The organism is Pelagimonas sp. (genome assembly GCF_050633425.1).
Taxonomy (GTDB): Bacteria; Pseudomonadota; Alphaproteobacteria; order Rhodobacterales; family Rhodobacteraceae; genus Pelagimonas.
In genome coordinates this window covers 1-25,798 of sequence record NZ_JBOEGM010000006.1, presented here as the reverse complement: position 1 = coordinate 25,798, position 25,798 = coordinate 1, and the positions used below count along the sequence as shown (strand labels likewise).

Here is a 25,798-nt window from a genome sequence, read left to right as displayed (position 1 = left end):
TCGCAATCAAGCGAATAGGCTAGCGGCAAAAAACAGCACAGGGATAAGCCCAGCGTCCCGGTTTGATCGAAACAATTCCAGCAATCTGTCGTTATCGTCCATCTTTAGGCGACGAAGCTGCCACATCAAATGCCAGCCCATCGCCCAAGGCCCCACCAGCAAAATCATCATTTGCAGGATTTCCCCGTCCGGCGCAGCGGCAATGATGGCCACGCCCAACAACGCAACGGTCAAAACAAGGAACCACGCCAAGTAGCGCGGCGTGTTATCGGCAAACAGCCGCGCGGTGGATTTCACCCCGATCAGCGCATCATCTTCGGTGTCCTGATGGGCATAGATCGTGTCGTAAAATAGCGTCCAGGCCATGCCCGCCAGATACAAAAACACCGCCGGGAGGCCAAGGCTCCCGGTATGGGCCGTCCACGCCAGTAAGGCCCCCCAGTTAAAGGCGATGCCCAAAAACACCTGCGGCCACCAGGTGAACCGCTTGGCAAAGGGGTAAATTGCCACCGGGATCAGCGCCAAAACCCCCAGCAAAATTGCCATTGGCGGGAAGGTCAGCAGGATCGCAAAGGAGATCAGGCATTGCAGCACCGCCCAAGCCAACGCCTGTTTCACGCTCACTTGCCCCGATGGAATAGGGCGCGACGCCGTGCGCTCAACCCGCCCATCAAAATCGCGATCCGTGATATCGTTCCACGTACAGCCCGCGCCGCGCATCAAAACCGCACCAAGACCACAGCCAACAATGATCCAGAGATCAAACAGCCGGACTTGCCCGTCATGCACCATCGCCAGCAACACGCCCCACCAACACGGCAACAGCAAAAGCCACGATCCAATCGGGCGATCTGCCCGGCTTAGCCGCAGATAGGGCCGCAATCCTTCGGGCGCATGGGTGTCGACCCAATTGCCTTTCACAGCATCGGAAACCTGACCTTCTGGCTCTGGTGTCTGCTCGGTGCCGGTCATATGCTGCGCCTCATGAAAGCTAAAATCCGCCTTTATGTAGAGCAACCCTTGGGGCAGGGACAAGACGTCTCGCTGTCGCGCGACCAGGCGCATTATCTCTTTGGGGTGATGCGCTTGCCTGTTGGGGCGCATGTCGCTCTGTTCAACGGCACCGATGGCGCATGGCGTGCCCAAGTCGTCGCGGCCGGGAAACGTGGCGGCACCTTGCAATGCCATGACCTCATCGCCCCACAGGTCATGCCGCCCGACCTCTGGCTGTGCTTTGCGCCGATCAAAAAGGCGCGCACCGATTTTATCGTTGAAAAAGCTGTCGAAATGGGTGCGCGGCGCATTGTGCCCATGGTCACCGATTTCACCAATTCCGAACGCATTCGTCAGGATCGCTTACAAGCCCATGCGGTTGAGGCGGCGGAGCAATGTGGTGCGACCTATGTGCCCGAGGTCACCGCTTTGACCAAGTTCGATGCGCTGCTCGCCCAAGCCGCTGACCGGCAGATTCTGTTTTGTGATGAGGCCGAGGCCGGTTCGCAGCGCGGCCTGAGCGATGCGCCAAAGGGGGCATGGTGTATCTTTATTGGCCCAGAAGGCGGATTTTCGGACGCCGAACGCACCCGTCTGCAAAGCCTGCCCAATGCGCATACCCTAAGCCTTGGTCCACGCATTTTGCGGGCGGAAACCGCTGCTGTTGCCGCGATGACTATTTGGCAAACCCGCTTGGGCGATTGGTGATCTGGGGCGACCAAGGTGCCGCCACAGATCAGATTTCAACAGTCTTACTGCTCAAGCAAAACCGCCGGCTCCACATCAACAATGTCACCCCACTTGCTGTCTGCATCGGCGATGAAACCGGGGATATTGCCCGCCCAACGTTCCTGAATGGCTGGCGACAGGTTCAGGTACAGCCTGTCATCAACGATTTTCCAAAGAGTTGGGTCGCCATCAAATTTGAAACCCATCGCGGTGCCAAAGGCGCAATAGCCGCCATAGGCCGGGGCATAGGCTTCTGGATTTGCCTCAAACGCAGCTTTGTTTTCTTCGGATGAGAACCAATAAGTCGCGTCGTTGTAGACGGTTGTGGTTTGGTAGTCGCCCTTGGTGGGTTCACCATCGGTGAAATAGGCAACAGGATCATAGCCTTGCATGGCCAGACCCGTGTTTGATGCGTTGACATCAACGCCAGCCGCCAGTGCGGATGTGGCCAAAGCAACAGAGACGGCGATCCCGCCGAGGAACGTTTTGAAGTTGGACATGATGGTCCCTTTATTTTCGCTGACCTGCCGTTTGCGGGAATGCGCAGCCTGCAGGTGATTTTCAACATGCGTCTGAAATTGACGCGGCAAGTCGCCTTGAAATGCTGCCTTGAAACTCAGTCTTCAAAACTCTGGCGCTTGTGGAACGGATTTGGGCCACCCTTGGATCACATTCAAAACAAGCTTATTTTATTGTGCGTGAACCCGGAAGTTCTGTGCATTTTTGCACAGCGGGCCGGTCTTCTGGGGTATGACCTGCACGGCCCTTGCAGAACCGGGCAAAGGGCCGATATGCATATGTAATCGCCGCCGCACTGCGCTCTCCGCCATGCATCACCCAAGGACTGAAAATGAGCTTGATCCGCCCCGAAGCCGCGCGCGAGCTGTCGCGTTGGAGCGAAGCCCTCATCGGCGCGTTGGTCTGCGCTATTGGGCTCTATTGGGCGCTGTTTACAGGTGGGGGAATCCTGCATTGGATCGGCTATTTCATCGCCGTGCTCGGGGCCTTTCTATGTGCCACTGGTATGCGCCGCGCCCGTTTCTCGCATGATCAGGGCGGCCCTGGCATCGTTCAGATCAACGAACGCCAAATCAGCTATTTCGCCCCCGAAGGCGGGGGCATTCTATCGGTCGATGGGCTGTGGCGCGTGACTGTTGAGGTGCGTGCCCCAGACGGAATCCAATGGGTTTTTGTTGGCGAAGACGGTACGCTGCACATCCCAATTGACGCGGCCGGAACCGACACGATTTTTGATATGCTCTCGGCATTGCCCGGTGCCGATTTTGACACCGCAATTCGTGCAATGACGGCAACAGAACCACACAGCTATGTGATCTGGCGCAAGCCGTCACAGCGCTCAACCATCGCGACGCTGCATTGACACCGCGCGTCAATCCCCTCATGGCTTGGAACCCAAGCGGCACCTAACAGGCGGAGAGCCCATGTCCATTCCTCAATCTGGCGGCGGTCCTATCGAGCGTCACGAACAGTTGGCTGAATATCTGTCTTCGGGCTGCAAGCCCAAGGAAGACTGGCGCATCGGCACCGAACACGAGAAATTCGGCTATTGCATAGAGACCCACAAGCCGCTCCCCTATGAGGGTGAGCGCTCGATCAAAGCGGTTCTCGAAGCGCTTCGTGATCGCCATGACTGGGCCCCGATCCTTGAGGGGGGCAATATCATTGGTCTCGAAAAAGACGGTGCCAATATCTCACTTGAACCGGGTGGTCAGCTCGAACTCTCTGGTGCCCCGCTTGAAACCATTCACCAAACCTGTGACGAGGTGAATTCGCATCTTGTTGATGTCAAAGACATTTCCGAGAAATTGGGCGTTGGCTTTATCGGTCTTGGTGCGGCACCGGAATGGTCCCACGACCAGATGCCGATGATGCCAAAAGGCCGGTATCGGTTGATGAATTCCTACATGGACAAGGTCGGCACCATGGGCAAATCCATGATGTATCGGACCTGCACCGTGCAGGTGAATCTCGACTTTTCATCCGAGGCCGACATGGTCAAAAAGATGCGTGTTGCGCTGGCGCTCCAGCCTGTTGCCACCGCGCTTTTCGCCAATTCGCCGTTCTTTGAAGGGAAACCAAACGGTCACAAAAGCTGGCGGTCGCGCATTTGGCGCGATCTCGACGCGGCGCGCACCGGCATGTTGCCCTTTGTCTTTGATGAGGGGTTTGGCTTTGACGCTTGGGTCGAATATGCGCTCGATGTACCGATGTATTTTGTCTATCGCGACGGTGAATATATAGACGCGCTGGGCCAGTCCTTCCGTGATTTCCTCAAGGGGGAGCTTCCTGCACTGCCCGGTGAAACTCCAACGCTGAGCGATTGGGCCGACCACCTGACCACGGTTTTCCCCGAAGCGCGCGTCAAGAAATTCATCGAAATGCGTGGGGCGGATGGCGGCCCATGGCGCCGCCTCTGTGCGTTGCCGGCCTTCTGGGTTGGATTGACCTATGACCAAACCGCGCTTGATGCGGCTTGGGATTTGGCCAAAGATTGGGATGATGAAACGCGCCAAGAATTGCGGGTTCAAGCCTCCATCCACGGCCTGCAAACCGAGGTGAACGGCATCAAGATGCACGATCTCGCGCGTGAGGTGGTGGCGATCTCAGAAGCTGGTCTCAAGGCGCGCGCCAAACCCGGCGCGGGCGGTTTGGTGCCGGATGAAACCCATTTCCTCAACGCGCTCAAAGAGTCGCTGGAAACCGGGCAGGTGCCTGCAGATGAGCTGCTTGAGCAATATCACGGGGATTGGAATGGCGATCTGAGCCGGATTTATTCCGAATATTCCTACTAGAGTCCAAACCCTGGGCCCGCGCACATACCTGGACGCGGGGGAGCTTAGGCCGTTGAATTTCGGCCTAAAACCCGCGTTCGATAATAGTCGCTGATCTGCTCACGCTGTTCGGCGACTTCTTCGGGCGACGGGTCATCTTCCAGCCTGAGCAATGTCGCATAGCTCTGGCGCGCATCATGGGGTTTGCTGTCGCTGACCTGCGCTTTGCCTTGCCCATTAAACTGGTCGAACGTCCGTGCTGCGCGCGGATCTTGCGGAGGCTGGCCCCATTGATTGTGTTCGGTGTCAGACGGCAAAACCAGCAAAACCAAAAGCCAGATTGGCCCGATAATTGGGATCGAATTTACAAAATACCACATGCCGGACCGGCCCGCGTCATGCAAGCGGCGGATCATCAAGGTTGTTGACGGAATGAAGGTCACCAAAAGCAAGAATGGTGTCAGGTAGGCCATCGGGTTGTAATTGGTCACCGGCGCGGTGAAAATTGTGTAGGCATCCATGACAAAAGCAATCACGCCAAAAACGATCAAGATCACTGTCACCCACCAAAATTCCGCTCGGGTCGCCCGTCCGGAAATATCAAATGCACGAAAAAAATAGTTTTCCAAGGCGGTATGGGGGGGAATCATTTGCTCGCTCCAGTTGTCGCCCCCTCTGTTTGCTGTCAGAGCGGGGCGAAAATCGGGCGAGACCATGAAAAGCTTTGGGCCATTGCGATAAATTGGCGTTAATCCATTGTAACACAATATATTTTCAGTCTCTATTGAACCTCATTTTCGACAGCGATGCTGGATCAATAGCCGATGGCACAGCCATCTTTACGTGGGTCGGATGCCCCCTCGAGAACGCCATTTTCCCAAATGGCAATCGCCTGCGCCCCACCTATAGGTTGATCCGGTGTGACGATGTCATGACCCTTTTCCGCCAATACCGCCCGAACGGAGTCGCCGTAACCGCGCTCTAGATTCAGTTTGCCACTTTCACTAAAACTACGCGGCGCGTCCAGCGCGCTTTGTAAATCCATGCCAAAATCGACCAAATTTGTCAGGACACGGGCATGGCCGTTTGGCTGATATTGTCCGCCCATGACACCAAAGGGCAGGCTCACCCGCCCATTGTCACGCAGCATTGCGGGGATGATTGTGTGCATCGGGCGCTTGCCACCGATCAACTCGTTGGGGTGTCCGGGGGTGAGTGAAAAGCCAGCCCCGCGGTTCTGAAACAGGATGCCGAATTTATCCGTGGAAATCCCAGAGCCAAAGCCATGAAAAATAGAGTAAATCAGCGAAACAGCCATGCGATCACGATCAACGACCGTGATGTAAATCGTATCCTTATGAACCGCCTCGCTGACCGTATTTGGCGCGGTCATGGCGCGATTTGGATCAATCAGCCCGGCCAAATTTTTGGCGGTTTGCTCCGAAAGCAGGTGGTCCAGTTTCGTCATATGGTCCGGGTCAGACAGAAAACGATTGCGGGCATCATAAGCCAGTTTCGCAGCCTCCGCCTCAAGATGCACCCGCATCGCGCCCATCGGTTCAAGGCTCGGCAGGTCAAAATGCGACAGGATATTGAGCATCAAATGCGCGATGATCCCCTGGCCGTTGGGCGGATGCTCAAGCAGCTCGCGGTCTTTGTAAAATCCGGCGACGGGTTCACCGATGGTGCAGTTGGTCTTGGCAAAATCCTCAGCGGTGTGAACGCCGCCGCCAGCCGTCAGGGTGTTCAGCATGTCATCAACCGCCTCACCCTCATAAAATGCTGACCGCCCATGTTTGGCAATCTTGCGCAACAGGTCAGCCTGTTTTGGCATGGCAAACATATCGCCAACCTTGGGGGTGCCCCCCTTTACAAGAAAATCGTGGCGGGCGCTGCCCGAGAGGGTGGATTCGCAGTGTTCCCAATCGGCGGCGACGCGCGGAGCTACAGGAACCCCTTGTTCCATATAGTAAATCGCAGGGGCGAGGCTGTCTGCCAACCCCAGTTTTCCCCAGCGATCTGACATCGTGCAAAAGGCATCTACCGCGCCGGGAATTGTGACTGCATCCGCAGATCGCAGCGGGATCTCTGTGTGTCCTTGCGCCAATATCCGATCTGCGCTGGCTGCACCGGGCGCACGACCGGACCCGTTGATCGCGGTGACATTGTTTGACCCGGCTTCTGACACCAGCGCAAAACAATCGCCACCGAGGCCGGTCATCTGCGGCTCGACCAGCCCCAGCAGGACGGCCCCCGCGATAGCGGCATCCATGGCGTTGCCGCCGTTGCGCAACACATCAATCGCAGTTTGGGCGGCCAGTGGATGGGATGTGGCACACATGCCATTGGTTGCAAAAACCGCAGATCGGCCGGGCTGGTGGAAGTCGCGCATCGTGTCATTATCCTGTTGTTCCAACGAAACAATAGGTGCAATCGCCACGAGGTCAATCGCTGAGAATGGGGGGTGAAAATCTGGGGATTTTAAATCCTCGGCACCGCGCACTGGGTGGGGGCTGTAACACGCGGTACCGAGGGAAGCCTATGCAGCTACAAGTCCAGTTTTCGCTGAAAAATGGGGTGAGAATGTGACCCTGCAAAGGTTTGAATCGGGCACTGGGTCAGCATTCAGATCGTCATATTTTGTTAACTGAGCTGCAGCAGGAACCCGGTGTTTTGAGGTCGTGTGTTTTTGAGGAGGGGTGTTTTGATGAGAGGCAGGGCGCGCTGTTGACGGCGTCCCATGTGCAAGCGTTGCCATAGCGCAAGACCGCGCGGCCTTTGCCTGGCTTAATTGTGCACAAGCGTTAGGCTGGCAAAAACGCCTGCTTAATCACCAGGATCAAAAATTGGAGGGAAGTAGTCCTCGACACCGTGCACTGGGTGGGGGCTAGAACACACGGTGCCGAGGGAAGCTATATGCAGCTACAAGACCATGTATGATCCTGAAATCGGCCCTGATTGTGGCGGGGGTGGGGAGTTTCCAAGGCTTTGTGCCAAACCATGGAGACTGACCTTAGACACAGGCCTTGGAAATTGCGGGCCTTACCCGTCTGCCTGCATCTTCAATCTCATCTCAAGACTGAGATGGTTTTCTGACCCCTTGCGCTCATAGATCAAACGATCGCTTAGGCTTTGGATCAGATACCAGCCAAAACCGCCCTCGGGGAGATTCTGTTGTTCGACATCCAAATTGGTCGGGTTCCCAGAAGGAAGCGCGCCCTCAGGCATTGCCGTGCCCTTGTCCACAAAGCCCGCCATCAAACGTGCCTGATCAAACTTAACATCAAATCTGATTTCACCATCCGGGCTTTCGCCATAGGCGTGCTCCACGATATTGTTGAGCACTTCGGCCAGCACCAGTTCCCACATGTCGCCGGGACAGGTGAAAAAATGTTGTGATTCCAATTCGCGTCGCAAAGATGTCAGCGTTTCACGCACAGCTTCAGGTGTGCTCAGGAGCACGTAACGAAACGCCAATGCGTTTTGGTTGCCTGTTTTGCCGGTCATGCAAGAAACTCCGATCAGCGCCAGTCCATCATGCACTTTCGGCCAGTGCTGTTTGCGCGGATTCATGGATGGAAAAGATCGAATCCATGCGGGTCATACGAAATACCTTGTCCACAGCAGGGGTCAGACCCGCCAGTTCAAGCTTGCCACCCGATGGCATAAGTTTCATTGCCGCAACAATTGCACCAAGCCCGCTTGAATCAATAAAGCTGACTTTTTGCAGGTCGAGAATCATACGCCCGCTAAAATCAGTCATCTGTTCACGCATCTTGTCTTTAAATGAAATGGCAACGGCTGCGTCGATCCGCTCAGCCTCAACAGTGACAACACTGACATTTCCGTTGTTTTGGGTTGAAAAATCCATGCCGGCCTCTTTTTTCAAGTCAGACAGACCCTAGACGCCAATCCTTACCATTCGGTATGCAGGGGCCAAGAATTGGAGGAATTCACATGCAAGATGTTGTCATCACAGGTGCGGCGCGCACACCTATGGGCGGGTTTCAGGGGGCCTTTGCGGGCGAAGCGGCGGCCAAACTAGGCGGGGCCGCGATCAAAGCCGCGCTTGACCAGGCGGCCACTCCTGAGATTGACGAAGTGTTGATGGGCTGTGTTTTGCCAGCTGGGCAAGGCCAGGCCCCGGCGCGTCAGGCCGGTTTTGCCGCCGGTTTGGGCGACGAAGTCCCTGCGACGACCCTCAATAAGATGTGCGGTTCGGGCATGCGCGCGGCGATGTTTGCCTTTGATCGTCTGGCCTTGGGGCATGCCACAGCCATTGTCGCGGGCGGCATGGAAAGTATGACAAATGCTCCGTATATTTTGCCCAAGATGCGTGACGGTGCGCGTTTGGGCCATGGTCAGGTTGTGGATCACATGTTCCTTGATGGGCTCGAAGATGCCTATGACAAGGGGCGTTTGATGGGCACCTTTGCCGAGGATTGCGCCGAAGCCTTCCAATTCACCCGCCAGGCCCAAGATGACTATGCCTTGGCCTCCCTGTCCCGCGCGCTTGAGGCGCAAAAATCCGGGGCGTTTGAGAGGGAAATCACCGCTGTAACAATGACGACCCGCAAAGGCGATGTCACGGTGGCCGAGGATGAGCAGCCCGGCAATGCCCGCCCCGAAAAGATCCCGCATCTGAAACCGGCCTTTCGTAAAGATGGCACGGTCACCCCTGCCAATTCGTCGTCGATTTCCGACGGGGCTGCGGCTTTGGTCATGACCACTGCCGAGGCCGCTGCCGCTACCGGTGCGCCCATTCGCGCCCGCGTTATGGGGCATGCCAGCCACGCCCATGCGCCGAATCTCTTTCCAACCGCGCCGGTGCCTGCCGCCCAAAAACTGTTGGAGCGGTTGGGTTGGAGCGTCGATGATGTGGATCTGTGGGAGGTCAACGAAGCCTTTGCCGTGGTTCCGATGGCCTTCATGCATGAAATGGGCATTGGTCATGATAAGGTGAACGTCAATGGCGGGGCTTGCGCGCTGGGCCATCCGATTGGGGCCTCTGGGGCGCGGATCATGGTTACCTTGCTGAATGCTTTGGAAAAACGGGGGCTCAAGCGTGGCGTGGCCGCGATCTGCATTGGCGGCGGCGAAGGCACAGCCATCGCACTTGAACGCCCCTAACCTCAACATCCTATACCGATCAATCGACACCCTCGGCCCCTGGTCGGGGGTGTTTTTTTGGGTTTATGGCACTGGTGCTCTCATTTGGTGGCCAAAAAGCAAGATGAGACGTGAAATTTTTCTTTGAAATTTCACCGATCCGTGTCAGCGTGAAATTCCAGGTAATAATTTCACGACTCGGACTATGGATCAGACACACCGACACACCACCACCTTGGGCGCCGATATTCGCGCCCTGCGCCGCACCCGCAGCATGACGTTGCAACAGTTGGCAGATGCGCTGGGCCGGTCTGTGGGCTGGCTCAGCCAAGTGGAGCGCGATCTGTCCGAACCCGGCATCGACGATCTGCGCGCGCTGGCCAAGGCGCTGGATGTGTCGATCTCAACCCTGTTTTCCAACGCCCCGTCGCCCGCCCATGAAACCGGCCGCATTGTGCGATCTGGTGCGCGGCGTTCCATTGGGCCGGGCGACGTGGGCCTCAAGGAAGAGCTGCTCTCGCCCGATCTCACCGATGATTTCGAAATGGTGCATTCTACCTTTCTGCCCGGTGCGGCCCTGCCGACGCCTGTGACCCGTCCCACCCAAGAGGTCGGCTATGTCATCACCGGCAAGCTCGACATTGAAATCGGCGGGCATCTCTTCACGCTCCATCCCGGCGACAGTTTCCGCATCAAAGGCGAAGCCTTTCGTTGGTCCAACCCCTATGATGACCCGGCCATTGCGGTTTGGGTCATTGCGCCACCTGTCTATTGATGGGCGCGGTGCATAGGATGAGCGGCGCGGCGGCGCCCCTGATGCGCTCAGCCACCCCAGACGAATTCGTCCGGCGGGGCCCCAGCGATCAGAACGTTGTTGCCGTCGCCGCCAACAAGCATGTCATTCCCGTCGCCGCCGATAATCGTGTCGTTGCCACCGCCGCCATAAACGGTATCATCGCCCCCCAGGGCAAAGATCAGGTCGTCGCCCTCAGTGCCGTGAATGACTTCGCCCTGCCATGTGCCGACAATCACGGTGTATTCGGGCTCTGGCACCGACGTGGGCAGCGGTGTGAAGTCGTCATAGGACGCTTCGTTTGGCACATGGGTCGTGATGCCAAGGCTGGTGGAGAAATGCGCATAGGCTCCCGGATCGCGCAGCGTGTCCTCCCATTCCACAGACAGGATATTGGCGTGGCCCGTCCAAACATCCGCCGCCGCCGTCAGAGCATAGGGGGCCGTGTTGAACAGGTTCTCCATCAAAATTCCGTCGACATTTTGCATGAAATCCGCTTCGGCGGCGGTGACGTCATCCCCGTTGTTCCAGGTCATATAGGCGTCGCTGTTGATATAGACCAAAGCGTCGGGATTGATGGCGGAAATGGCGTCAGAGACAGCATTCACCAGCTCCATCATGGCCTCGGTCCGCTCCGCCAGAGGGATGGATTGCCCGACATCACCATCGCTGAGATAATAGCGCCCGACATCATCCAAAAAGACCCCGTCATAGCCCGCCTGAACAATTGCAACAGCCTGATCTATAACAATTTGTTGCCAATCAGGATCGGTGAAGTCAACGATCGGACCATAGATCGTCTGGCCCGGATTATTCGGGTCTTCGATCTCACCATGACCGACCGGGCCACGCGCGGTCCCCAGCGCGTTGACCAGCCACGCCGGGGCGTTGGCGGTTGGCGTGCCCACATCAGGGTTGGAGGGATCTGCGCCGCTGACCCAAAACGGGTTCCAATAGGTGCGGTTATGATCGGTCACCGCGACATTCACATAGCCCAGAACCGTGCGATCATCATCAGTGCCCGGAGTGCCCGCGGTTTGCAATTGCGTCAGCTCCGCCAAACTAAGCTGCGCTCCGTAGATCGAAGTGACACCGCTTTCGATAACCACAAACTCATAAGCGCTGGTATCCAGCTCGATAACGTCCGGGTCGGTCAGCCAATAGATAAAATTTTCAATCATAAGTGGTCCTCTGAACGAAAATTGCACGCACGAAATAGGCATGCCGCATACAGGCAAGACTGTAAACGCTTTAAGAAAACTCAAGGTAAAGGAACTCAAGCATGAGCGATTTTCCGACTACGGCCCGTGTGGTCATCATCGGGGGCGGCGCCGTTGGCGTCTCGACACTGTACCATCTGGCCAAAGCGGGCTGGAGCGATTGTGTGTTGCTCGAAAAGAACGAGCTGACGGCCGGCTCTACCTGGCATGCGGCGGGCAATTGCCCGAACTTTTCCAGTTCATGGGCGATTATGAACATGCAGCGTTATTCGCTGGAAATGTATCGCACCTTGGCCGAAGACGTTGACTATCCGATGAATTATCACGTCACCGGTGCCCTGCGTTTGGGCCACACCAAAGAGCGGATGCAGGAATTTGAACGGGTCGCCTCCATGGGCCGTTATCAGGGGCTCCAGCTTGATATGTTGTCGCCCGAACAGCTCAAGGAATACTATCCCTTCCTTGAGACCCATGACCTTGCGGGCGGTCTTTGGGATCCGCTCGATGGCGATATTGACCCGGCCCAACTGACCCAGGCCACGGCCAAAGGGGCCCGCGATCTTGGCGCAAAAATCCAACGCTTCTGCCCGGCCACCGGCGTCACCCAAAACGACGATGACACATGGATCGTCCACACCGATAAAGGCGATATCGCCTGTGATTACGTCGTCAATTGCGGCGGTTATTACGCGGCGCGCATTGGTGAGTGGTTCAAACCCTATGGTGGCCGCGATGTGCCCATGGTCGTCATGTCCCACCAGTATTTCCTCACCGAAGAAATCCCGGAAATCGAAGCTTGGACCAAGGAAAACGGTAAAAAGCTCCCGATGATCCGCGACGTCGATTCCTCTTATTACCTGCGCCAGGATAAAAACGGCCTCAATCTCGGCCCCTATGAGCGCAACTGCAAAGCCCATTGGGTCACCTCCGACGATCCCATGCCCGAAGATTTCAGCTTCCAACTCTATCCTGACGATCTTGAACGCCTCGAATGGTATATCGAAGACGCCATGGCGCGTGTGCCGGTTCTGGGCACGGCCGGGGTTGGTCGTAATATCAACGGTCCGATCCCCTATGCGCCTGATGGCCTGCCGCTCATGGGCCCAATGCCTGGCGTCAAAAATGCGTTTGAAGCCCATAGTTTCACCTTTGGCATTGTCCAAGCGGGCGGTGCGGGCAAGGTCATGGCCGAATGGATCACCACCGGGGAAACCGAATGGGATATGTGGGCTGTTGATGCCCGCCGCTACACCGCTCATTGCGATTTTGAGTTCTGCCGCGACAAGGCGCTGGAAACCTACGGCCATGAATACGCAATGCATTTCCCGCATCACCAATGGCCCGCTGCGCGCAACAAGAAGCTCTCGCCCAACCATGACCGCATGATCGCGGATGGTGCCCAAATGGGGGCCTTTAATGGCTGGGAACGTGCCTGTTGGTTCGCCCAAGACGGCGACGATACCTCAGAAGCGGGCACCGAAACATGGGATCGCCAAGGCTCATGGACCGCAGCCGTCAAACGCGAAGTCGAGGCCGTCAGCACCGGCACAGGCGTAATCGACATGGCCGGTTTCTCGCGCTTTACCTTGTCGGGTGATGGTGCCGCCGAATGGCTGCGCAGCATGGTTGCCGGGGCGCTGCCCAAGATTGGCCGCATGAACCTTGTCTATTTTGCCGATAGCCGCGGTCGGGTTGTCACCGAAATGTCCTGTATCCGTCATGGTGAAGATGACTTCACCTTTATGACCGCCGCTGTGGCGCAATGGCATGACTACGAACTGCTCTGGCGCAACCTGCCTGCGGGTCTCACCCTCAACGATGTTTCTGCGGACTACACCACGATGCTTGTCACCGGTCCGACGTCGCGCGACCTGCTCGCCGGGGTGTCAGACGCCGATCTGTCCGCCGGTTGGCTAAGCCTTCAGCAGGCCAAGATCGCCGGTCAGGATGCGATGTTTGCGCGGGTCTCCTTTGTCGGTGAACTTGGTTGGGAGGTGCATGTGCCCACCGCCCATGCCGCCCAAGTGTACACCGTCCTTCGGGCCGCCGGGGCGACACCCTTTGGCATGTTTGCTCTCGACAGTATGCGCATCGAAAAAGGCTATCGCACCTGGAAGGGCGATTTGTCGACCGATTACACCATGCTTGAAGCGGGCCTCGGGCGCTTTGTCAAACTGACCAAGGAGCAGGATTTCCCCGGCAAGGCCGCGCTTGTGCAGGAGCAAAAGCAAGGGTCGAACAAGGCATTTGCGACCCTGATCATAGATGCGCCAGACGCAGATGCACCTTATATGTCAACCATTTGGCACGACGGTGCGGTTGTCGGTGAAACCACGTCAGGGGCCTATGGCTATCGGGTGAATGCCTCGATCGCCTTGGCGATGCTGCGCCCTGATCTCGCGGCACCGGGCACCGAACTAGAGGTCAACATCTTTGGCAAAATGTGCAAAGCTGTTGTCCAAGAAGATCAACCGCTTTGGGATCCCGAAAACGCCCGCTTGCGCGCGTAATCCCAACGGCAAAACCACCCCCCCAAGGCCGCTCTGCGGCCTTGGCCCACACCCTCACACCCCTTTGCTATGGGACAGGATCGGATATGGCAGACATAACACTTTTGGATGGCGGCATGGGCCAGGAACTCGTCCATCGGGCCGGCGATAAACCCACCACTTTGTGGTCAACTCAGGTGATGATTGGCCATCCCGGTTTGGTCGGGGCCGTGCATAGTGATTATTTTGCAGCCGGGGCGACTATCGCCACCACCAACACCTACGCGATTTTGCGGGACAGGCTGGTGAGCGCCGGGATCGAGGATCAGTTTGAAACCCTGTACGCAATGGCACTCTCCGAAGCCCAAAAGGCCCGCATGACCCATGGCTCTGGCCGGATTGCGGGGGCCATTGGCCCCTTGGGCGCAAGCTATCGCCCCGACATCCACCCCGAGCCCGCCGATGCCACGCCGCTCTACACCGAGATCGCCCAGATCCTCGCGCCACAGGCCGACATCATCCTCTTTGAAACCGTGGCCTCCTTGGCGCATGCTCAATCTGCTGTGGCCGCAGGGCGGCAGACCGACAAACCGGTCTGGATCGCTTTGACCGTTGACGACCAAGACGGCAACCTCTTGCGGTCGGGGCAAAAGGTCGCTGATGTTTTACCGTTGATTGAGGGGGCCTCGGCGCTTCTGGCCAATTGCTCCGCCCCCGAGGCGATGCCTGCCGCGCTGCATCAACTCGCCAAATCCGGCCTGCCATTTGGGGCCTATGCCAACGGTTTCACCCAAATCACCACGGATTTCCTCCAAGACGCCCCAACCGTCGATTCGCTCAGCGCCCGTAGCGATTTAGGCCCCGACTCCTATGCCGAACATGTCATGGGCTGGGTTGACATGGGCGCGACAATCGTTGGCGGCTGTTGCGAAACTGGCCCGGCCCATATCGCCGAAATCGCCCGCCGTCTGCGCGCCGCCGGGCATGTTGTGGTATGACAAACGGGGCGGACAAATCCACCTGGCATGTTGACCTGCTGGTCTCAGACGGGTTTGTCCTGACCGAAGTTGCGGGCATCATCGACGCGATGCGCATCGCCAATCGCGTCGCCGCCTTTCCGCCCTTTTCCTGGACCTATCGCACCGCTCTTGGCGGGCCTGTCCAAAGCAGTTCGGACCTCATGGTCAACGCCGAGCCCTTCGCCCTTAAACCCGAGGCCGATTATGCCTTTGTGATTGGCAATGCCGATCCCGATTGTGCGGCGTTGTCCGTGGGTACTCAGATTGACCGATATACCTTTCGTGGTGCCCAGGTCTTCCTGTTGGCCGAAGCCGCCAGCCGCCATATCAAGGAACGCGGTGCCAGCGGGACGCGCATGTCAACCCATTGGGAAAACTCGGATATCCTGCGCGAACGGTCGGTCTTGTTTGAAGCAGACAACGCCATCGCCACCGAAGACGGCCTTGTGGTGACCTGCGCAGGCATGGGTGCCACCGTCGATGTCATGCTCGCGGTTTTGCGCCGTCACATCTCCTCGGCCAACCTGATGACCGTCGCCAATATCCTCCTGCATGAGAAAATTCGCGATTTTTCCACCCGTCAGCCGCTTGGTGGTGCGCGCTGCACGGGTTCGGGCGATCGTGAACTCGATCAGTGTCTGCAAATCATGCAGGCCAATATCGAAGATCCGGTGCCAATTGCGGAACTGGTCAAGGTGCTCAAGATTTCCAGCCGCTCGCTCGAGCGCAAATTCCGCACACATCTCAACACCACCCCCAATACCTATTACCGCGAACTGCGTCTGGCCCGCGCCAACAACCTGCTGCTCAACACCAATATGAGCGTGCGCGAAGTTGGTCTTGCCTGCGGTTTTCCCAGCGGGTTTTCTGGCCTCTACAAGGGCTTCTTCGGAATCACCCCCTTTGCCCTGCGCAAACAACGTCGGCAAATGGCGGCCAAGGTGCAAAACCCTCAAGAATCCGACGCAAGATGACGGATTTCCAACATTCGCCTTTTGGCTTTCATGCCAATCTACCTCAAAATTCTTGACGTTTCGGAGACTGTGAGCGCATGAGCAATCTTCCTCAAAAGGCCCGTGTGGTCATAATCGGCGGTGGTGTTATCGGCTGTTCGGTGGCCTATCATCTGACCAAAAAGGGCTGGAAGGATGTTGTTTTGCTGGAACGCAAACAGCTCACCTCCGGCACCACATGGCATGCCGCCGGTCTGATCGCGCAATTGCGCGCCACCAAAAACATGACCAAATTGGCGAAATACTCCCAAGAACTCTATGGCACGCTTGAGGAAGAAACCGGCGTTGCCACCGGCTTTAAACGCTGCGGGTCGATCACCGTTGCCCTGACCGAAGAGCGCCGCGAAGAAATTTACCGTCAGGCCGCCATGGCCCGTTCCTTTGGCGTCGAGGTCGAGGAAATATCTAACGCGCGCGTCCAGGAACTCTATCCCCATATCAATCTTGATGGCATCAAAGGCGCGGTTTACCTGCCGCTTGATGGCCAGGGCGACCCGGCCAACATCGCCCATGCGCTGGCCAAGGGGGCCCGCCAACGCGGTGCGCTTGTCAAAGAACGCATCAAGGTCACCGACATCGTCAAACAGGGCCGCCGTGTCACCGGTGTTGATTGGATGGCGGATGATGGCGCGCAAAGCGGCCATATCGAATGCGATATGGTGGTCAATTGCGCCGGGATGTGGGGCCACGAAGTTGGCAAAATGGCCGGGGTGAACGTGCCGCTGCACGCCTGCGAACACTTCTACATCGTCACCGAAAACATCGACGGTCTGACGCAAATGCCGGTGCTGCGCGTGCCCGACGAATACGCTTATTACAAAGAAGACGCAGGCAAAATCCTGCTTGGTGCCTTTGAACCGCAATCCAAACCCTGGGCGATGGACGGCATCCCCGAGAGCTTCGAATTTGATCAGCTCCAAGAAGATTTCGACCACTTCGAGCCGATCCTTGAAAAGGCCGTCGAACGTGTGCCTCTCTTGGCCGAGGCGGGTATTCACACCTTCTTTAATGGCCCGGAATCCTTTACGCCCGATGACGCCTATCACCTTGGTCTTGCACCTGAAATGGACAATGTTTGGGTCGCTGCGGGCTTCAACTCCATCGGTATTCAATCCGCTGGCGGGGCTGGTATGGCACTGGCCGATTGGATGGATAGCGGCGAAAAACCTTTTGATCTCGGCGATGTCGACATTTCCCGCATGCAGCCCTTCCAAGGCAATAAAAAATACCTCTTTGAACGCTCCAAAGAAACGCTGGGCCTGCTGTACGCCGATCACTTCCCCTATCGCCAAAAGGCCACCGCCCGCGGCGTGCGCCGCACCCCTTTCCACCACCACCTTTTGGAACAGGGCGCGGTGATGGGCGAACTCGCCGGGTGGGAACGCGCCAACTGGTTCGCCAATCCGGGGCAAGAACGCGAATACCGCTATAGCTGGAAACGCCAGAACTGGTTCAAGAACAGCGCCGACGAACACCGTGCCATTCGCGAAAACGTTGGCATGTATGACATGTCTTCCTTTGGCAAAATCCGTGTCGAAGGCCCCGATGCCGAAGCCTTTATGAACTACATCGGTGGCGGCGATTACTCTGTCCCAACCGGCAAAATCGTCTACACCCAATTCCTTAACCGCTCCGGCGGGATTGAGGCCGACGTCACGGTCACCCGCCTCTCGGAACTGGCCTATCTCGTGGTCACTCCGGCCGCGACCCGTCTTGCCGATCAAACATGGATGAGGCGCAATCAGGGTGATTTCAACGTGGTCATCACCGATGTCACCGCGGGCGAAGGCGTGCTGGCCGTTATGGGGCCGAATTCACGCAAGCTGCTCCAAGCCGTTTCGCCCGCCAATTTCACCAACGATGTGAACCCCTTTGGCACCGCCCAAGAGATCGAGATCGGCATGGGCCTTGCCCGTGTCCACCGTGTGACTTACGTCGGCGAACTTGGCTGGGAGGTCTATGTCTCTGCCGATATGGCCGGTCATGTGTTCGAAACCCTGCACGCCGCCGGGCAGGACATGGGCCTGAAACTCTGTGGCATGCATATGATGGATAGCGCCCGCCTCGAAAAAGGGTATCGCCATTTTGGTCATGACATCACCTGCGAAGATCACGTCGTTGATGCTGGGCTTGGCTTTGCGGTCAAGGTCGACAAGGGCTGTGATTTCATCGGGCGCGAGGCGGTGATTGCGCGCAAGGAGGTCGGCCCCCAAAACCGTCTGTTGCAATTCAAACTGACCGATCCGGTGCCGATGCTCTATCACAACGAACCTATCCTGCGCGATGGTGAGATCGTGGGCTATCTGACCTCGGGCAATTACGGCCACACCTTGGGTGGCGCGATGGGCATGGGCTACATTCCGGCGGCGGGCGAAAAACTTGCCGATGTTCTGGCCTCCTCTTACGAGATCGACGTCATGGGCACCCGCGTCAAAGCCGAGGTCTCGAGCAAGCCGTTCTACGATCCCAAATCGGAACGGGTAAAGGTCTAGGCTCCCGCCCCGGCCTTTTCGCAGGATCAACATCAAGACAATGACCAAGGCCCCGATACGTCGGGGCCTTTTGCGGTGGGGGCCTTGGTTCATCAGGCTGGGCCATCAAACAAGGAGGGGGCTTCACGGTTGCATTGATCCATACGCCTCCGTATGGTGGGCCAAACTCTTAGGGGGCGTTCATGGCCGCGATTGTTTCAAGCTTCATTTTAACAGTGCTTGCAGGGCTGCATGTTGCATGGGCCGTTGGGCTGACTTGGCCAGAGACATCCGAGCAGGATCTCGCGCGGCGGGTGGCCGGATTTGAGGGCGTCGATCGAATGCCACCCCCGGCGGCAAGCGCCTTGGTCGCTCTTCTTTTGCTTCTGGGGTGTCATATCGTTCTGGTCGTCTCGGGGCTGTCCAATGCCTTCGCGCCTGACTGGATTTACGACTTGGCGATTTACGACCTGGCGATTTGGGGGATGGTCGCGGTGTTCGCTCTGCGCGGCGGCGCGATTTACACCCGAGCCTGGCGGGCGCTGACTCCGGTGGAACCCTTTGCAACGATGGATCGACGCTACTACGGTCCTTTGTGTCTTTGTCTTGCGGTGTTGATCGCTTGGGTCGCCATTTTCTAGGGGGCAATCTCTACCAAACTCAAAGGGTTTTGGACTGATTGCCTGTTTTGCGAACGAAAACCGGACGCGCGCTGCGACAGGGCCTGTGAACTCCGAAAATCCGGCGAAGTGAGGGGGCAATTTGTACAAAACTTTGCCCGTTTGGGGGGGATTGCCTCCGCATCATCACAAAATGTGCAGCCTCATCACAAAATGTCATCACGCACTCTCTTTTGTCCGGTCAAATGACGTGATTAGGTTTCTCCAAGGAGACTTTTCCATGACATCGACAGACAACATCGATAGCCCACGCGGGCTTGCCTTTGCGATTTCGTCTTATTTTTTGTGGGGGTTTTTGCCCCTGTATCTCAAGCTTGTCAGCCATTTGCCGGCTGTCGAAGTGGTGGCACATCGGGTGATTTGGTCTGTTCCTGTCGCCCTTGTCGTGTTGATTTTATTGCGCAGAACCAAAGATTTACGCGAAGCGCTGCGCAATCCACGCATGCTTGCCATGGGTTGTGTCACCGCCGCCCTCATTTCCGTCAATTGGGGGATTTACGTCTGGGCGATTTCTGTGGACCGCACCGTTGATGCCGCGCTTGGCTATTATATCAACCCGCTGTTTAGCGTGTTGATGGGCGCTGTGTTGTTGGGGGAGCGGCCTAACCGTATGCAATTGCTGGCAATTTCCTTGGCAGCTTTGGCGGTTCTGATCCTTTTCGTCGCCGCTCCACGTCCGCCCTGGATCCCGATTGGGCTCATGGTCAGTTGGGGTTTTTATGCTTATTTCAAGAAATCTCTGCCGATTGGCCCCAACCAGGGTTTTATGCTTGAGGTTTTGATTTTATCTGTTCCATCAATGCTTTACCTCATTTGGCTTGGCCCCCAAGGCCAGTTTCTTAACGGCGGCTATGACAGTTTGGTCTTGATGGGCTGTGGTCTGGTCACGGCAGTGCCTTTGTTGATTTATGCCAATGGTGCCAAGCTCTTACGCTTATCAACCACCGCGATTTTGCAGTATATTGCACCGACGATGATCTTTCTCGTTGCGGTGTTTGCCTTTGGCGAAACGGTTGATCCGGCGCGCATGGTGGCTTTCCCATTGATTTGGGCAGCGCTTGTGATCTATTCCGTGCCCTTGGTCCGGCAGATGCGTCGGGCGGCGTAATCTCTGGGGCCCCAATGCAGCAAAACGATGTTTACAACCCGCCGATGGATCCGATTGAGGTACTCTATGAGGACCAAGAGGTTTTGGCGGTGAACAAGCCTGCCGGACTGTTATCGGTGCCGGGAAAGACGGAGGATTTGGCCGATTGTTTGCTGACCCGGATCGAAGTTGCCTTTCCCACGGCGCGGTTGGTTCATCGGCTTGACCGCGACACATCCGGCGTGATGGTCTTTGGGTTGACGGCTTATGCTCAGCGGCATTTGAACGCGCAATTTGAAGCGCGAAAAACCAAGAAAACCTATGTGGCACGGGTGTTTGGCGCGTTGGAGCCAAAGGAAGGCGAGGTCGATCTTCCCTTGACTGTGGATTGGCCAAACCGGCCGCGCCAGATGGTGTGCCAAGAGACCGGAAAGCCGTCACTGACCAGTTGGAAGGTGATGCGCTCCAATGCGGATGAGACCCGCGTGCGGTTGTTCCCGAAAACGGGTCGGACCCATCAGTTGCGGGTGCATATGTTGTCGCTGGGGCATCCGATCATCGGCGACCCGCTCTATGCGCCCGAGACCTCGGACGGGTATGACCGAATGATGCTGCATGCCGAAGAGCTGCGCTTTGGTCATCCTGAAAGCGGCAAAGGCATTCGGGTTCGGGCGAAGACACCGTTTTGAACCGGGCGGCGAATTTTCGGCGAAAATTCAATTTGCGGCCTGGGCCAATGATGGCGAGTCGGCCGTCGTCATGTCGGGACTTTCAACAAACGCTAACGTGACACAGGCGCGCTGGATGAAAAAGCAAGGGCCATGCCGTAGGCGGCAAGGCCCTTGATCTTTTGTTTTGTCGGCAAATGTCTAGGCAGTTTCGTCTTCGGTCCAACCGGAAACCGATTTGATCTCAACAAAATCGTGGATGCCGTAGTGACCGCCTTCGCGGCCATTGCCCGACATTTTCATACCACCAAACGGCGCACCGTTACCGCGGGACATGCCGTTCATTTCGACCATGCCAGAGCGCAATTGCCGGGCCAACCGGTTGCGGCGGGCCGGGTCGGCGCTCTGGACATAGTTTGTAAGGCCATAGGGCGTGTCATTGGCGACGCGCACGGCGTCGTCTTCAGACTCGAACTTCATGATCGACAGGACCGGGCCAAAGATTTCTTCGTTGGCGATGGTCATATCTGGGGTCACATCGGCAAACACCGTTGGGCGGACGTAGAACCCTTTGTTCAACCCTTCGGGGCGGCCGACACCCCCGGCGATAAGGCGCGCGCCATCGTCGATGCCGGTTTGGATCAGATCTTGGATCTTGTTCCACTGGCTTTCATTGACGACGGGGCCAATGTGACGGCCAGATTGATCGGCGGGGCCGACCTGAATTTTCTGCGCCATGGCCGTGGCTTCTTCGACCACGCGGTCATAAGCAGCGGCTTCGACCATCATGCGGGTTGGGGCGTTGCAGCTTTGACCCGAGTTTTCCATAACGTGCAAAACTCCACGTTTGACGGCCTTTTCATCGGCATCCGCAAAGATCAGGTTTGCGCCTTTGCCACCGAGTTCAAGGTGAACGCGTTTGAGCGTATCTGCCGCTGATTTGGAGATCAGCTTGCCAGCGCGGGTTGAGCCGGTAAAGCTCACCATATCCACATCCGTATGGGCGCTAAGCTGGCTACCAACGCCGACACCGTCGCCATTCACCAGGTTAAACACACCGGGTGGGAAGCCAGCTTCATCCATCAGTTCAGCAAAGACGATGGCATCGAGCGGACTTTCTTCAGAAGGTTTCAACACCATGGTGTTGCCCGCAACCAAAGCCGCGCCAACCTTGAGCGTGACTTGGTTCATTGGCCAGTTCCACGGGGTGATCAGCGCACAAACACCAACGGCTTCATGGATGATGCGGGCCCCATCGGTGCGGTTATCAAACGGGTGTTCCCATTCATAGGCCTTGGCCGCGCGGATGAAGTTTTTCAGGTGATACGAGCCCGCACCGACTTGCGACGTGCGCGACATATCAATGGGGGCCCCCATTGCGACCGTCATCGCTTGGGCAAGGTCTTCGGCGCGATCCATGTAAACCGCCAGCAGGTTTTCCAAAAGCGTAATGCGCTCTTCGACCGGGGTGGCCATCCAGCCGGGCAGGGCGGCTTTGGCGGCGGCAACAGCCGCATCGGTATCAGCCTGACCGCCCAAAGAGATCACTGCACAGGGTTCTTCGGTGGATGGGTTGATCACCGAATGATCACGCCCCTCAGCCGGAGCGACCCATTTACCGTTGATATAAAACTGTTTTTTCTCGATCATGCGTGTCTCCCAAAGCAAAACCTGAGCCGCCTCAGGGGCGGTATTCCGGGACACTGTGTCACCCAGCCTCAACCTTCGCAAGCAGGGGGTTTACATCTGACGCGGGGAAAATATCTATTTGCCGTGGCGATCTTCTGGCCACGACATTTTTAGGAAAGGACGCGACATGGGTCTGCGCATCAACGACGAGATTCCGAACCTGACGGTTACCACTGATCATGGTGAGCTAAGCTTGCATGATTGGATCGGTGACAGCTGGGCGATCCTATTTTCCCACCCAAAAGATTTTACCCCCGTTTGCACAACCGAATTCGGCGCTGTTGCCCAATTGGCGGATGAATGGGAGAAACGCGGCACCAAGGTGATGGGCATTTCCGTCGATGGTGTCGAAGAGCACAAAGGTTGGAAAGCCGATATCGAAAAAACCGCCGGGGCACCCGCTGGTTTTCCTATCATCGCCGACGAAGACCTGACGGTTGCCAAGGCGTTTGACATGTTGCCGGCCGAATATGTGCTGCCCGATGGCCGCACACCCGCGGATAGCGCGACAGTTCGGGTGGTGTTCATCGTTGGGCCCGACAAGCAACTGAAATTGTCGATGACCTATCCAATGACCGTTGGCCGCAACTTTGCCGAAGTATTGCGAGCATTGGACGCGCTTCAGACCTCGGCGCGTGAAAACGTGGCGACCCCGGCGAACTGGACCGTTGGTCAGGATGTCGTGGTGCCGATGTCGGTCTCAGATGAGGATGCCGCGGCCAAATACGGTGAAATCAACAAGGTCTTGCCCTATCTGCGCATGGCGAAATTGCCAGAGTAAACGCAAACCGGATCAGGGGGCGCTAGCCCCCTGCATCAAACTGTAGAGAGTGGTGAGTGACTTGGTTACGCAGGCTTTTTTCAAAGCCAGTACCCATTGATGACAGGGTGCGGTTGTCTGACACCTATTCGGTATTCACCGATCACTTTGATCAAGAAATACACGCCAAAGCCCTAGAAATCTCGTCTCGTTTTTCAGGGGAACCGGTGCGAACCGCCGATGAAACGTGGCGTGCTGTTCAGTGCGGTTGGGGCAGCGAGTTGGCGCTGTTGCAAGCGCAAGCAACGGTGTTGTCGGGCAAGCTTTCAACCTGCATCTCTTTGCCGAAAGATGCCAGTCTGACGATCCTGGTGGATCATTCCGGGTCCATGCGCGGCGACAATATCCAATTGGCAGCGTTGCTGTGTGAGTTGTCAGCGCAAGTCGCGGTCAAGTTGAGCCTACCCTATCAGATATTGGGGTTCACAACGGTAGAATGGAAAGGCACCCCAGTCCGTGAGTTTTGGATATCGCAAGGTCAACCCGAAATGCCGGGTCGTCTATGTGCGCTTAATCACATCATCTATTCCGACTTTGATGATACGGACAAATCCAACAGCCTGCGGGCCATGTTCCTCCCCGATCTTCTAAAAGAAAATGTCGACGGAGAAGCGCTTCTTTGGGCCGTAAAACGGGCCAAGGACCAGTCAAGCGGCCCCCATCTTGTCGTGGTCATATCGGATGGTGCCCCGGTTGATGACTCAACGCTTGAAGCAAACACGCCGTCCTATTTGTGGGATCACCTGAAGGAGATGGTGGGCGAGCTCAATCAAGACGCAAGCGTGATTTTGGCCGGGATGGGGATAAACCACGATGTGGGCGATCTGTACAAAACGTCGGGCAAAATAGCGGTATTGCAGGATGTCGAGGATATCGCGCTCCCGCTTTTGGAAAGCTGTCTGACCCAACTTGCGGCCAGGCCATCACAATAGCAGTCTTCGGGAGCGCAGTCTTCGGGTTGCCCTTTTGTTCGCGCCTTGGCACAGTCGCGCCGCGATGACAGGAGACGCTCATGCCCTTTACACTTGCCACTTGGAATATCAATTCGGTTCGCCTGCGTCAGGGGCTGGTTGCTCAGCTGATGACCCAAGACGCGCCCGATGTTTTATGCCTGCAGGAATGCAAGTCTCCGGTCGATAAAATCCCGACCGAGGTGTTTGCAGAGCTGGGCTACACCCACATGGTTGCCAATGGGCAAAAAGGCTATAACGGCGTCGCGATCCTGTCGAAATTGCCGATCCAAGAGGTCGCACGCGAGGATTTCGCCGATCTGGGCCACGCGCGGCACATCGCTGGGCGGCTTGAAAATGGCGTGACGATCCACAATTTCTATGTGCCCGCAGGCGGGGACAAACCCGACCGTGAAGTTAATGTGAAATTCGGCCAAAAACTCGACTACCTGACCGAAATGCGCGATTGGTTCCATGCGCAAAAGCCGGAGAAAAGCATTCTTGTCGGGGATTTGAACATCGCCCCGCGTGAAGATGATGTTTGGGATCACAAAAAGCTGCTCAAAATCGTGTCGCATACGCCGATCGAGGTTGAGCATCTGGCGCAGGTTCAAGAGGCTGGCGATTGGGTGGATGTCACGCGCCAGGATATCCCCGATGGGCTGCTGTATAGCTGGTGGTCTTATCGCGCCAAGGATTGGGACGCCGCCGACAAGGGGCGCCGTTTGGATCACGTCTGGGCCACGCCCGACATTTCCAACGCGGCCCATTCCAGCAAAGTGTTGCGCCATGCGCGCGGCTGGGAAAAACCATCGGATCATGCGCCGGTCTTTGCGACGTTTGATGTCTAGGTCTGGGGCTGGATCTGGGGCTGGATCTGGGGCCGGATCTGGGGAATGAGAGTGGCTGCGGGCTGGGATATCTGGCCCCGGTATGTGATTGAATATAGGTGTGGGAGACTGCGATGAAAGGTCCGTTTGATTGGCGAACCAAAGAGATAAAAGACCTCGCCAAGCTTCGTAGGTTGGAGGAACAGGCCAAAGAGCCCCCCCGGCAGTCATCACCGGAGGCTGTGGATCAAGAGACGCCCCTATCTGAGGCCGACCGGGCCTATGGCATCGCGGTTGAGTTGATCAAGGCAGCGCAGAGAAATGGGGATACCGAACTCAGCTTTGACATTGCGGACACCCACGCGCTTTCGGAAATCCCGTCTGAGATTGCCATGTTGGACGGTGTGACCGACCTGTATTTCGACAACACGTCGGTCAGCGATCTG

At 56.9% G+C, this 25,798-nt stretch carries 24 protein-coding genes; 16 read left to right on the top strand and 8 right to left on the bottom strand.

From position 1 onward, the window contains the following. Positions 1–6: 6 nt before the first annotated feature. The gene (gene ubiA / locus ACRBB0_RS05275) at positions 7–972 is read right to left on the bottom strand and encodes a 4-hydroxybenzoate octaprenyltransferase (RefSeq protein WP_431373363.1); all 966 of its coding nucleotides are present in this window, start codon (positions 970–972) and stop codon (positions 7–9) included. A gap of 12 nt (positions 973–984) precedes the next feature. Here ubiA and ACRBB0_RS05270 point away from each other — a divergent pair, with 12 nt between their 5' ends. After that, positions 985–1,701 (top strand): 16S rRNA (uracil(1498)-N(3))-methyltransferase, encoded by a 717-nt coding sequence (locus ACRBB0_RS05270; RefSeq protein WP_431373362.1) that lies wholly within the window; start codon positions 985–987, stop codon positions 1,699–1,701. Between the two features lie 44 nt (positions 1,702–1,745). On the opposite strand, the gene ACRBB0_RS05265 is transcribed toward ACRBB0_RS05270, so the two are convergent. Beyond that, complete coding sequence (locus tag ACRBB0_RS05265) at positions 1,746–2,222, bottom strand: YHS domain-containing (seleno)protein (RefSeq protein ID WP_431373361.1); 477 nt, start codon at positions 2,220–2,222, stop codon at positions 1,746–1,748. Between the two features lie 350 nt (positions 2,223–2,572). On the opposite strand from ACRBB0_RS05265, the gene ACRBB0_RS05260 reads away from it, so the two are divergent. Both ACRBB0_RS05260 and ACRBB0_RS05255 read left to right on the top strand, forming a co-directional pair. Then, positions 2,573–3,103, top strand: coding sequence for a hypothetical protein (locus ACRBB0_RS05260; protein WP_431373360.1), 531 nt, complete (start codon positions 2,573–2,575; stop codon positions 3,101–3,103). Between the two features lie 61 nt (positions 3,104–3,164). Continuing rightward, on the top strand, positions 3,165–4,535 hold the full coding sequence (locus tag ACRBB0_RS05255; protein ID WP_431373359.1) for a glutamate--cysteine ligase: 1,371 nt from the start codon (positions 3,165–3,167) through the stop codon (positions 4,533–4,535). 44 nt (positions 4,536–4,579) lie between these two features. Here the strand turns inward: ACRBB0_RS05255 and ACRBB0_RS05250 are convergent, their stop codons facing one another. From ACRBB0_RS05250 to ACRBB0_RS05235, 4 genes are all read right to left on the bottom strand, one after another. Continuing rightward, a complete protein-coding gene (locus ACRBB0_RS05250; RefSeq protein ID WP_431373358.1) occupies positions 4,580–5,164 on the bottom strand; it encodes a DUF805 domain-containing protein in 585 nt (194 codons plus the stop codon). A gap of 164 nt (positions 5,165–5,328) precedes the next feature. Further along, entirely contained in the window at positions 5,329–6,906 is a 1,578-nt protein-coding gene (gene ggt / locus ACRBB0_RS05245; protein WP_431373357.1) for a gamma-glutamyltransferase, read from the bottom strand. 650 nt (positions 6,907–7,556) lie between these two features. Next, positions 7,557–8,021: an ATP-binding protein gene (locus tag ACRBB0_RS05240; RefSeq protein ID WP_431373356.1), complete on the bottom strand. Its 465-nt coding sequence runs from the start codon at positions 8,019–8,021 to the stop codon at positions 7,557–7,559. A 28-nt stretch (positions 8,022–8,049) separates the two neighbouring features. Further along, positions 8,050–8,385 carry an STAS domain-containing protein gene (locus ACRBB0_RS05235; RefSeq protein ID WP_431373355.1) on the bottom strand — a complete coding sequence of 112 codons (336 nt, stop codon included), beginning with the start codon at positions 8,383–8,385 and terminating at the stop codon, positions 8,050–8,052. 86 nt (positions 8,386–8,471) lie between these two features. Here ACRBB0_RS05235 and ACRBB0_RS05230 point away from each other — a divergent pair, with 86 nt between their 5' ends. Both ACRBB0_RS05230 and ACRBB0_RS05225 read left to right on the top strand, forming a co-directional pair. Continuing rightward, a complete protein-coding gene (locus tag ACRBB0_RS05230) occupies positions 8,472–9,644 on the top strand; it encodes an acetyl-CoA C-acyltransferase (RefSeq protein WP_431373354.1) in 1,173 nt (390 codons plus the stop codon). Between the two features lie 184 nt (positions 9,645–9,828). Beyond that, positions 9,829–10,398 (top strand): helix-turn-helix domain-containing protein, encoded by a 570-nt coding sequence (locus ACRBB0_RS05225; protein ID WP_431373353.1) that lies wholly within the window; start codon positions 9,829–9,831, stop codon positions 10,396–10,398. 47 nt (positions 10,399–10,445) lie between these two features. On the opposite strand, the gene ACRBB0_RS05220 is transcribed toward ACRBB0_RS05225, so the two are convergent. Beyond that, positions 10,446–11,597, bottom strand: coding sequence for a hypothetical protein (locus ACRBB0_RS05220; RefSeq protein WP_431373352.1), 1,152 nt, complete (start codon positions 11,595–11,597; stop codon positions 10,446–10,448). Between the two features lie 101 nt (positions 11,598–11,698). Here ACRBB0_RS05220 and ACRBB0_RS05215 point away from each other — a divergent pair, with 101 nt between their 5' ends. The 7 genes from ACRBB0_RS05215 to ACRBB0_RS05185 all read left to right on the top strand — a co-directional run bounded on the left by ACRBB0_RS05215 (position 11,699) and on the right by ACRBB0_RS05185 (position 21,084). Continuing rightward, positions 11,699–14,146, top strand: a complete 2,448-nt coding sequence (locus ACRBB0_RS05215) for a GcvT family protein (protein WP_431373351.1) — start codon at positions 11,699–11,701, stop codon at positions 14,144–14,146. An 86-nt stretch (positions 14,147–14,232) separates the two neighbouring features. After that, positions 14,233–15,123 carry a homocysteine S-methyltransferase family protein gene (locus ACRBB0_RS05210; RefSeq protein ID WP_431373350.1) on the top strand — a complete coding sequence of 297 codons (891 nt, stop codon included), beginning with the start codon at positions 14,233–14,235 and terminating at the stop codon, positions 15,121–15,123. After that, positions 15,120–16,118, top strand: coding sequence for a GlxA family transcriptional regulator (locus ACRBB0_RS05205; RefSeq protein ID WP_431373349.1), 999 nt, complete (start codon positions 15,120–15,122; stop codon positions 16,116–16,118). The genes ACRBB0_RS05210 and ACRBB0_RS05205 overlap by 4 nt, the downstream gene beginning before the upstream one ends. 77 nt (positions 16,119–16,195) lie before the next feature. Next, entirely contained in the window at positions 16,196–18,649 is a 2,454-nt protein-coding gene (locus tag ACRBB0_RS05200) for a GcvT family protein (RefSeq protein WP_431373348.1), read from the top strand. Positions 18,650–18,831: 182 nt separating this feature from the next. Beyond that, positions 18,832–19,269 carry a DUF3995 domain-containing protein gene (locus tag ACRBB0_RS05195; RefSeq protein WP_431373347.1) on the top strand — a complete coding sequence of 146 codons (438 nt, stop codon included), beginning with the start codon at positions 18,832–18,834 and terminating at the stop codon, positions 19,267–19,269. Positions 19,270–19,528: 259 nt separating this feature from the next. After that, positions 19,529–20,416 carry an EamA family transporter RarD gene (gene rarD / locus ACRBB0_RS05190; RefSeq protein ID WP_431373346.1) on the top strand — a complete coding sequence of 296 codons (888 nt, stop codon included), beginning with the start codon at positions 19,529–19,531 and terminating at the stop codon, positions 20,414–20,416. Positions 20,417–20,430: 14 nt separating this feature from the next. Beyond that, positions 20,431–21,084 carry an RluA family pseudouridine synthase gene (locus ACRBB0_RS05185; RefSeq protein ID WP_431373345.1) on the top strand — a complete coding sequence of 218 codons (654 nt, stop codon included), beginning with the start codon at positions 20,431–20,433 and terminating at the stop codon, positions 21,082–21,084. A gap of 180 nt (positions 21,085–21,264) precedes the next feature. On the opposite strand, the gene ACRBB0_RS05180 is transcribed toward ACRBB0_RS05185, so the two are convergent. Further along, positions 21,265–22,713 (bottom strand): aldehyde dehydrogenase family protein, encoded by a 1,449-nt coding sequence (locus tag ACRBB0_RS05180; RefSeq protein WP_431373344.1) that lies wholly within the window; start codon positions 22,711–22,713, stop codon positions 21,265–21,267. 166 nt (positions 22,714–22,879) lie between these two features. On the opposite strand from ACRBB0_RS05180, the gene ACRBB0_RS05175 reads away from it, so the two are divergent. The 4 genes from ACRBB0_RS05175 to ACRBB0_RS05160 form a co-directional block, all read left to right on the top strand. Beyond that, positions 22,880–23,533 (top strand): peroxiredoxin, encoded by a 654-nt coding sequence (locus tag ACRBB0_RS05175; RefSeq protein ID WP_431373343.1) that lies wholly within the window; start codon positions 22,880–22,882, stop codon positions 23,531–23,533. Positions 23,534–23,646: 113 nt separating this feature from the next. Further along, entirely contained in the window at positions 23,647–24,504 is an 858-nt protein-coding gene (locus ACRBB0_RS05170; RefSeq protein ID WP_431373342.1) for a cobaltochelatase CobT-related protein, read from the top strand. Between the two features lie 80 nt (positions 24,505–24,584). Then, complete coding sequence (locus ACRBB0_RS05165) at positions 24,585–25,373, top strand: exodeoxyribonuclease III (protein ID WP_431373341.1); 789 nt, start codon at positions 24,585–24,587, stop codon at positions 25,371–25,373. Between the two features lie 113 nt (positions 25,374–25,486). Further along, positions 25,487–25,798 (top strand): hypothetical protein (locus ACRBB0_RS05160; protein ID WP_431373340.1); only part of this gene is annotated, 312 nt, incomplete at its 3' end.